At 68.3% G+C, this 8014-nt stretch carries 8 protein-coding genes and 1 tRNA gene; 6 read left to right on the forward strand and 3 right to left on the reverse strand.

The window, feature by feature from the left end:
• From V6M46_RS17350 to V6M46_RS17360, 3 genes are all read left to right on the forward strand, one after another.
• Positions 1–964, forward strand: a 964-nt coding sequence (locus V6M46_RS17350) for a sugar ABC transporter ATP-binding protein (RefSeq protein ID WP_332667376.1), incomplete at its 5' end; no start/stop codon positions are given.
• Positions 961–2247, forward strand: coding sequence for a multiple monosaccharide ABC transporter permease (mmsB, locus tag V6M46_RS17355; RefSeq protein ID WP_332667378.1), 1287 nt, complete (start codon positions 961–963; stop codon positions 2245–2247). The genes V6M46_RS17350 and mmsB, both read left to right, overlap by 4 nt.
• A gap of 31 nt (positions 2248–2278) precedes the next feature.
• On the forward strand, positions 2279–3445 hold the full coding sequence (locus tag V6M46_RS17360; protein ID WP_332667380.1) for a pyridoxal phosphate-dependent aminotransferase: 1167 nt from the start codon (positions 2279–2281) through the stop codon (positions 3443–3445).
• Positions 3446–3478: 33 nt separating this feature from the next.
• On the opposite strand, the gene V6M46_RS17365 is transcribed toward V6M46_RS17360, so the two are convergent.
• Complete coding sequence (locus tag V6M46_RS17365) at positions 3479–3967, reverse strand: Lrp/AsnC family transcriptional regulator (RefSeq protein ID WP_332667382.1); 489 nt, start codon at positions 3965–3967, stop codon at positions 3479–3481.
• Between the two features lie 120 nt (positions 3968–4087).
• Here V6M46_RS17365 and hppD point away from each other — a divergent pair, with 120 nt between their 5' ends.
• The 3 genes from hppD (at position 4088) to V6M46_RS17380 (ending at position 6296) form a co-directional block, all read left to right on the forward strand.
• Positions 4088–5287 (forward strand): 4-hydroxyphenylpyruvate dioxygenase, encoded by a 1200-nt coding sequence (hppD, locus tag V6M46_RS17370; RefSeq protein ID WP_332667384.1) that lies wholly within the window; start codon positions 4088–4090, stop codon positions 5285–5287.
• Positions 5288–5354: 67 nt separating this feature from the next.
• Complete coding sequence (locus V6M46_RS17375; RefSeq protein ID WP_332667386.1) at positions 5355–5477, forward strand: hypothetical protein; 123 nt, start codon at positions 5355–5357, stop codon at positions 5475–5477.
• A 45-nt stretch (positions 5478–5522) separates the two neighbouring features.
• Complete coding sequence (locus tag V6M46_RS17380; RefSeq protein ID WP_332667388.1) at positions 5523–6296, forward strand: SDR family NAD(P)-dependent oxidoreductase; 774 nt, start codon at positions 5523–5525, stop codon at positions 6294–6296.
• 7 nt (positions 6297–6303) lie between these two features.
• Here the strand turns inward: V6M46_RS17380 and V6M46_RS17385 are convergent, their stop codons facing one another.
• Complete coding sequence (locus V6M46_RS17385) at positions 6304–7716, reverse strand: NAD(P)/FAD-dependent oxidoreductase (RefSeq protein ID WP_332667390.1); 1413 nt, start codon at positions 7714–7716, stop codon at positions 6304–6306.
• 173 nt (positions 7717–7889) lie between these two features.
• Positions 7890–7965 (reverse strand) — tRNA-Thr (locus V6M46_RS17390).
• Positions 7966–8014: the final 49 nt, after the last annotated feature.

Here is an 8014-nt window from a genome sequence, read left to right on the forward strand (position 1 = left end):
GTCGATCATGATTTCCCACAAGCTCAACGAGATCGAGCAGATCGCCGACGCGATCACGATCCTGCGCGACGGCCACACGATCGAGACCCTCGCGGTCGCCGAGGACAAGGTCGACGAGGACCGCATCATCCGCGGCATGGTCGGCCGTGACCTCGAGCACCGCTTCCCCGATCACGAGCCCGAGATCGGCGACGTGCTGTTCGAGGTCCGCGACTGGACCGTGAAGCACCCCGTCGACGGCTCGCGGACCGTCATCAAGAACGCCAACCTCACGGTCCGCCGCGGCGAGATCGTCGGCATCGCCGGGCTGATGGGCGCCGGACGCACCGAGCTCGCCCGCAGCATCTTCGGCCGCTCGTACGGCAGCCACATCGAGGGCAAGCTGATCCTCGACGGCAAGGAGCTGCACCTCAAGTCGGTGCACGCCGCGATCGAGGCCGGCATCGCGTACCTCACGGAGGACCGCAAGGCGCTCGGGCTCAACCTGCTCGACGACATCAAGCGCTCCGTGACCGCGGCCGGCATCGACAAGCTCCGCAAGGGCCTGACGGTCGACCAGCGTGAAGAGGTCGTCGTCGCCGAGAGCTACCGCAGCAGCATGAACATCAAGACGCCGACCGTCAACGAAGGCGTCGCCAAGCTGTCGGGCGGCAACCAGCAGAAGGTCGTGCTGAGCAAGTGGATGTACACCGATCCCCAGGTGCTGATCCTCGACGAGCCGACCCGGGGAATCGACGTCGGCGCGAAGTATGAGATCTACGGCGTCATCCAGCGTCTCGCGAAGCAGGGCCGCGGCATCATCGTCATCTCCTCGGAGCTGCCGGAGCTGCTCGGACTCTGCGACCGCATCTACACGCTCGCCGAGGGCCGCATCACCGGCGAGCTCGATCGGGCCGAAGCCGACCAGGAGACCCTCATGCGATACATGACCACGTCAACACATGGACAAGAGGTAGGACGATGAGCACCGCAAGCACGATGAAGAGCCTGTTGCGAGGCAACGTCAGGCAGTACGGCATGGTCATCGCCCTGGCGACGATCGTGGTGTTCTTCCAGATCCAGACGGACGGCGTGCTGCTGCGCCCGCTCAACGTCACCAACCTGTTGACCCAGAACGCGGCGATCCTGATCCTCGCGATCGGCATGGTCATGGTCATCATCGCGCGCCACATCGACCTGTCGGTCGGCTCGGTTGCCGCCTTCGTCGGCGCGGTCGCGGCGATCATGATGACCAAGTGGGACATGCCATGGCCCATCGCGGTGATCCTCTGCCTGGCGCTGGGCGCGGTGATCGGTGCCTGGCACGGCTTCTGGGTGGCCTACGTCGGCATCCCGGCGTTCATCGTGACGCTGTCGAGCATGCTGCTGTTCCGCGGCCTGACGCTCGTCGTGCTCGAGGGCGCGACGGTCGGCAACCTGCCCAAGGGCTTCGAGTCGATGGGCAACGGCTTCCTCCCCGAGGTCGGGCCCGACACGGGCCTGGCCAACCTGACGCTCGTGATCGCGGCATTGCTGGCGGCGTTCCTGGTGTTCCTCGAGTTCCGCAAGCGCTCGTCGGCGATCCGCTACAACTTCGAGGTCCTGCCGCTGCCGATGTTCTACGCCAAGCTCATCGCGATCGTGGCAGTGCTGTTCGGCTTCTCGTACGTCCTCGCGCAGTACCGCGGCCTGCCGGTCGTGGGCCTGATCCTGTTCGTCCTGATCGGCATCTACAGCTTCATCATGGAGCGCACCGTCATCGGCCGTCACGTCTATGCGATCGGCGGCAACGTCGACGCGGCGACGATGTCGGGCGTGCGTACGCGCCGCATCGACTTCCTCGTGATGACCAACATGGGCCTGCTGTCCGCGCTGGCCGGCATGGTCACGGCTGCGCGCCTCACGGCGGCCAACCCCAAGGCCGGCACCAACTTCGAGCTCGACGCGATCGCCGCGGCATTCATCGGTGGCGCGGCCGTGACCGGCGGCGTCGGCACGGTCGTCGGCGCCATCATCGGTGGCTTCGTGATGGGTGTCCTCAACAACGGCATGTCGCTGATGGGCACCTCGATCGACTGGCAGCAGGCGGTCAAGGGCCTCGTGCTGCTCGCCGCCGTCGCGTTCGACGTGTGGAACAAGAAGCGCACCTCGGTCGGCGGCGGTGCCGGGTCGGAGGACACCACGACGACGGCGCCACCACCGGATGACCTCGTCGACGAGATCAAGCACGCGGACCTGCCCGGCATGGAGGTGCCCGCGAAGCCGTAGGCCGCACGGGGGTCGCCATAGGATCGACGGCATGAAGACCTCCAGCGCACGCCTGACAGGTCTCGGCACCACGATCTTCGCCGAGATGAGCGCGCTGGCACTGCGTACCGGCGCGGTCAACCTCGGCCAAGGCTTTCCGGACACGGACGGCCCGGCCGAGGTCGTCGAGGTCGCGGTCGACGCCCTTCGTGGCGGCCGCAACCAGTACCCCCCCGGGACCGGCGTGCCGGAGCTGCGCCACGCGATCGCCGCCCACCAGAAGCGCTTCTACGGGCTCGACGTCGACCCCGACTCCGAGGTCGGCGTCACCACCGGCGCGACCGAGGCCATCGCCTCCGCGGTGCTCGGGCTCGTCGACCCCGGCGACGAGGTCATCGTGCTCGAGCCCTACTACGACTCGTACGTCGCCGTGATCCAGATGGCCGGTGGCGTACGCCGGCCGGTGACGCTGCGCGCCCCGGACTTCCGGCTCCCGGTCGACGAGCTGCGCGCCGCGGTGTCACCACGTACGACCGCGATCCTGCTCAACTCGCCGCACAACCCGACCGGCACGGTGCTCCGCCGCGAGGAGCTGGCCGCGATCGCCGAGGTGGCGGTCGAGCACGACCTCGTGGTGATCAGCGACGAGGTCTACGAGCACCTGACGTTCGACGGCATCCCGCACATCCCGATCACGACGCTGCCCGGCATGGCCGAGCGCACCCTGACGATCTCGAGCGGCGGCAAGAGCTTCTCGTTCACGGGCTGGAAGATCGGCTGGGCCACGGGTCCGGCCGAGCTCGTGCGGGCGATGATCGGCGCGAAGCAGTTCCTGACCTACACGTCGGGGTCCCCGCTGCAGCCGGCCATCGCGCACGCCCTCGGCGCCGACGATGCGTACTTCGACGAGTTCCGCGCCCAGCTCCAGTCACAGCGCGACCTGCTGTGCGACGGTCTCGCCGCGATCGGCTTCGAGGTCTACGTCCCGGAGGGCACCTACTTCGCGACGACCGACATCACGCCGCTGGGGTTCGACGACGGCGTCGAGTTCTGCCGGAGCCTGCCGGAGCGCGCAGGCGTCGTGGCGATCCCGCACCAGGTGTTCTACGACCACGTCGACGTGGGCCGGCCACTCGTGCGCTGGGCGTTCTGCAAGCAACCGAAGGTCATCGAGGAAGCCCTCGAGCGACTGAGCGTCCTCACACCCACCGGCCCCTAAGGAGGCCGCCCGCGGCCGACTGGGGGCGGGTGGTCACCGATAGGCCGGGGCCCGCGTCGTGCTTCCTTCGGCGCCCTTCTTGAGCATCGGCAGGACCCTCGGGCGTACCAGCTCCGACAGCACGATCACGCTGGTCGACCGCACGACCGAGCCCGACTTGCTGATGTGCAGCAGCGTTGCCTGGAGGTCCTCGTGCGAGGTCGCGGCGATCTTGCAGACGACATCCGCCGTGCCGCTCGTGACGTACGCCTCGAGGACGTTGGGCAGCGACTCGAGCTCGTCGGTCACCGCGTCGAGCGATCCCTGGGCGATCTCGAGCGTCACGAACGCCAGCACGGGGTGGCCGGCGGCGACGAGATCGATGTCGGGCCCGTAGCCCGTGATGACGCCGGAGCGCTCGAGCTTGGCGAGCCGCGACTGCACCGTCGCACGCGCAACCCTGGTGATGCGGGACAGCTCGAGGTCACCGACCCGGGGGTGTTCACGCATTGCCTCGACGAGCGCGACATCGAGCTGATCCATGATTCCTCCAGATATGCAGATTGCCGAGCTGTTTCCCAGCCTACGCGGCTGACGTGTCATATGTGCACAGCGTCGGCTGGGCCGCTTGCCCATCCCGCCACAATGCGTTGATGTGGGGCCATGACCCTCGACCTCACTGACGCAGAACGCCTCGCCCACCTCGACCTCGACCAGCTCAAGCAGCTCGTCGGCCTGGTCGAGTACGACACCACGGCCGACCCGTTCCCGGTCACCGGGTGGGACGCCGTCGTGTGGGCGGTCGGCAATGCCACGCAGTCCGCGCACTTCTACCAGTCCGCGTTCGGCATGGAGCTCGTCGCCTATTCGGGGCCCGAGACCGGCAACCGCGATCACCACGCGTACGTCCTGGAGAGCGGCGCCGTGCGTTTCGTCCTCAAGGGCGGGGTCGACCCTGACAGCCCGATCCTCGAGCACCACCGGGCGCACGGTGACGGCGTCATCGACATCGCCCTCGAGGTGCCCGACGTCGATGCGTGCATCGACCACGCCCGCGCCCAGGGCGCCACGATCCTCGAGGAGCCGCACGACCTGACCGACGAGCACGGCACGGTCCGCATCGCCGCGATCGCCGCGTACGGCGAGACCCGCCACACGCTCGTCGACCGCAGCGCGTACTCCGGTCCCTACCTGCCCGGATACGTCGAGCGGCACTCCTCGATCGTCAAGCCCGCGGATGCGCCCAAGCGGATCTTCCAGGCGCTCGACCACGTCGTCGGCAACGTCGAGCTCGGGCACATGGACGAGTGGGTCGACTTCTACAACCGGATCATGGGCTTCACCAACATGGCCGAGTTCATCGGCGACGACATCGCGACCGAGTACAGCGCCCTCATGAGCAAGGTCGTGGCCAGCGGCAACCACCGGGTGAAGTTCCCGCTCAACGAGCCGGCCGTCGGCAAGCACAAGTCGCAGATCGACGAGTACCTCGAGTTCTACCGCGGTCCCGGCGCCCAGCACCTCGCGCTCGCGACGAACGACATCCTCGCCGCCGTCGACCGGCTGCGGGCCGCGGGCATCGAGTTCCTCGAGACCCCCGAGTCGTACTACACCGATCCCCAGCTGCGGGAGCGCATCGGCAACGTACGCGTGCCGATCGAGGAGCTGCAGAAGCGCGGCATCCTGGTCGACCGCGACGAGGACGGCTACCTCCTGCAGATCTTCACCAAGCCGATCGGCGACCGCCCGACGGTGTTCTTCGAGCTCATCGAGCGGCACGGGTCGCTCGGCTTCGGCAAGGGCAACTTCCAGGCGCTGTTCGAGGCGATCGAGCGGGAGCAGGCCAAGCGCGGCAACTTCTGACCCACTTGCGGATTTGGCCCCCGGGGACACACTGAGAATGAGGTGTGATTCGCGGGAGGAGAGTGTCGTGCAGGAGACGACGTCAGATCTGGAGTTTCTGGTTGCTGCGCTGCTCCTGGTTCAGGCGCTCCTCATCGCGTGGGCCATCTATCCTTTTCTCGTGGGTCGCAAGCCGACGCGGCGCCACTGACCCACACGATCACGACCACTCCCGCCCACTCCCCCTGGAGGCGCGATGTCGCGCATCTTCATCACCGGTTCCAGCGACGGCCTCGGACTTTCCGCAGGCCGTCACCTGATCGAGCAGGGGCATGCCGTCGTGCTGCATGCCCGCAACCACGAACGCGCCGACCAGACGCGTGCCGCTGCCCCCCAGGCTGAGGCCGTCGTGGTCGGCGACGTCTCCCGAGTGGACGACACCGAGGACGTCGCCCGTCAGGTCAACGACCTGGGCCCGTTCGACGCGGTGATCCACAATGTCGCGATCGGCTATCGCGAGCCGCGCCGGATCAGCACGCCCGACCGCCATGCCCACCTGCTCGCCGTGAACGTCCTCGCGCCCTACATCCTGACCGCGCGGATCGACCGGCCCGAGCGACTGGTCTACCTCACCAGCGGCATGCACCAGAGCGGCTCCCCCAGCACGCACGACCTGGACTGGAAGGCGCGCCCCTGGAACGGCGCCCAGGCGTACGCCGACAGCAAGCTGTACGACCTGACGCTCGCCTTCGCCGTGGCCCGGCGGTGGCCCGAGGTTCGCAGCAACGCCGTCGATCCGGGCTGGGTGCCGACGAGGATGGGCGGCCCGTCGGCGCCCGACGACCTCGAGCAGGGCCACGTCACGCAGTCCTGGCTGGCCACCAGCGACGACCCCGATGCCCTCGTCACCGGCGGCTACTTCCGCGGCCGCCGCACGCTGTCGAGCCATACCGCCGCCCGCTCGGTCGACTTCCAGGACGAGCTCCTGGCGGCGCTCGCGGACCTGACCGGCGTGGCGTTGCCGGCCTGAGCGGGGCTCAGGAGTCGAAGCCCAGACCGAGCCGGTCGAGCGTACGCAGCATCAGGTTGCGTCGGCCCTCGCGGTGATCGGCGCGGTCGAGCGACCACTTGGTGGCCTCGATGCCGAGCTTCGCGAACGGCTCGGGCGGGAACGGCAACGGCTTCCTGCGCACCATCTCGAGCTGGGTGCGCTGCGTCGTCTGTCCTGCCAGCCGGTCGAGCATGACCTCGGCGGCGAACCGCGTCGCCCCGACGCCGAGGCCCGTGAACCCGCTCGCGTACGCCACGCGGCCCTGCCGGGCCAGTCCGTGGAACGCGCAGAACCGGGTCGACGTGTCGATCGCGCCGGCCCAGCGGTGGCTGAACCGGATGCCCTCCAGCTGCGGGAAGGTCGTCAGGAGGTGTGACGCGAGCGTGCGGAAGGACTCCGGGCGGTCCTCGTACTCGGCCCGCACCTTGCGGCCTGCGTGGTAGATCGCGTCGTACCCGCCGTAGAGGATGCGGTCGTCCTGCGTGAGCCGGGAGTAGTGGAACTGGTTCGCCAGGTCCGCAAGGCCTTGCCGGTTGTCCCACCCGATCATGCTCTTCTGCTCGGGCGTCAGCGGCTCGGTCATCAGCACATAGTCGTAGACCGGCACCGTCAGGAGCCGCGACCGGCGAAGCAGCGGACGGAACACATTGGTCGCGAGCGCCACCTGGTCCGAGACGACCGAGCCCTGCGTCGTCCGTACCCGTACCGGGCCACGGCGGGTGGACTCGATGCCCGACACGGCAGAGTTCTCGTGGATCTCGACGCCCAGCTCGGCCGCCGCGCGCGCCAGACCGGTGGCCAGCTTCCCGGGATGGACCAGTGCGGTGTCGTCCTTCAACCAGCGGCCGGCCCTGAACACCGGGCTGTTGATCTCCTGCCTGACCGCGGCCTCGTCGAGCCACACGCCCGAGTCGGACTCCTCGAGCCATTGCACCTGGTGAGGCTCGTACGCCACCTCCAGCACGCCGGTCCGCTCCAGCTCTGCATCGATGCCGAGGTCTCGTACGTCGCGCTCGAGGGCCTCGAGGTTCTCGGCACCCAGGCGCTCGAGGGTGTCGTACTCCTCGGGCCAGCGACGCCGGCCGTTCTCCTCACCGTGCGTGAGGCTCGCCTCGACGAACCCGCCGTTGCGGCCAGACGCCGCCCACCCGATCGTCTGCGCCTCGAGCAAGACGACCCTGGCGCCGGGATTCCTGCGCTTGGCCAGCACCGCGGTCCACAAACCTGCGTAGCCGCCGCCGACGACCGTCAGGTCAGCACGCGCCTCACCCGCAAGCGCCGCGAAGGTGGGCCGGTTGACGTCATCGAGCCAGAACACGTTGTGCTGCGAGCCTGCGAGGGCCTGCGTCACCGTCGCCGCGGCCGGACGGTTGCGCTCAAAGATCGTGGTGTGGCTCATCGGACGCTCATTTCCCCATGAAGGTAGTACAACGGGGCGGCCAGACGGGCGAGCGGGACCGGCCATGGGGCCACGAGGTCGGCGGGGGCACGGCGGGGAGCTGCACCGCACGAGTGACGGAACCTGTGGGGCGCGCCGGGGGACGCGGGCCAAACCCTGAGGTCAATTTTTCGTGGAGCCGCTTGTCAGAATCGAACTGACGACCTTTTCATTACGAGTGAAACGCTCTACCGACTGAGCTAAAGCGGCCGAGGTCCGCCGGGGATCGCCCGCCGAACCGATCACTGAGTCTACCGGG

The sequence above is a fragment of the Aeromicrobium sp. genome, from assembly GCF_036676885.1.
Taxonomy (GTDB): domain Bacteria; phylum Actinomycetota; class Actinomycetes; order Propionibacteriales; family Nocardioidaceae; genus Aeromicrobium.

What these genes read in the sequence shown, in the direction of transcription:
- mmsB (WP_332667378.1), top strand. Translation starts at nt 961, where the DNA reads ATGAGCACCGCAAGCACGATGAAGAGCCTGTTGCGAGGCAACGTCAGG.
- V6M46_RS17360 (WP_332667380.1), top strand. Translation starts at nt 2,279, where the DNA reads ATGAAGACCTCCAGCGCACGCCTGACAGGTCTCGGCACCACGATCTTC.
- V6M46_RS17365 (WP_332667382.1), bottom strand. Translation starts at nt 3,967, where the DNA reads ATGGATCAGCTCGATGTCGCGCTCGTCGAGGCAATGCGTGAACACCCC.
- hppD (WP_332667384.1), top strand. Translation starts at nt 4,088, where the DNA reads ATGACCCTCGACCTCACTGACGCAGAACGCCTCGCCCACCTCGACCTC.
- V6M46_RS17380 (WP_332667388.1), top strand. Translation starts at nt 5,523, where the DNA reads ATGTCGCGCATCTTCATCACCGGTTCCAGCGACGGCCTCGGACTTTCC.
- V6M46_RS17385 (WP_332667390.1), bottom strand. Translation starts at nt 7,716, where the DNA reads ATGAGCCACACCACGATCTTTGAGCGCAACCGTCCGGCCGCGGCGACG.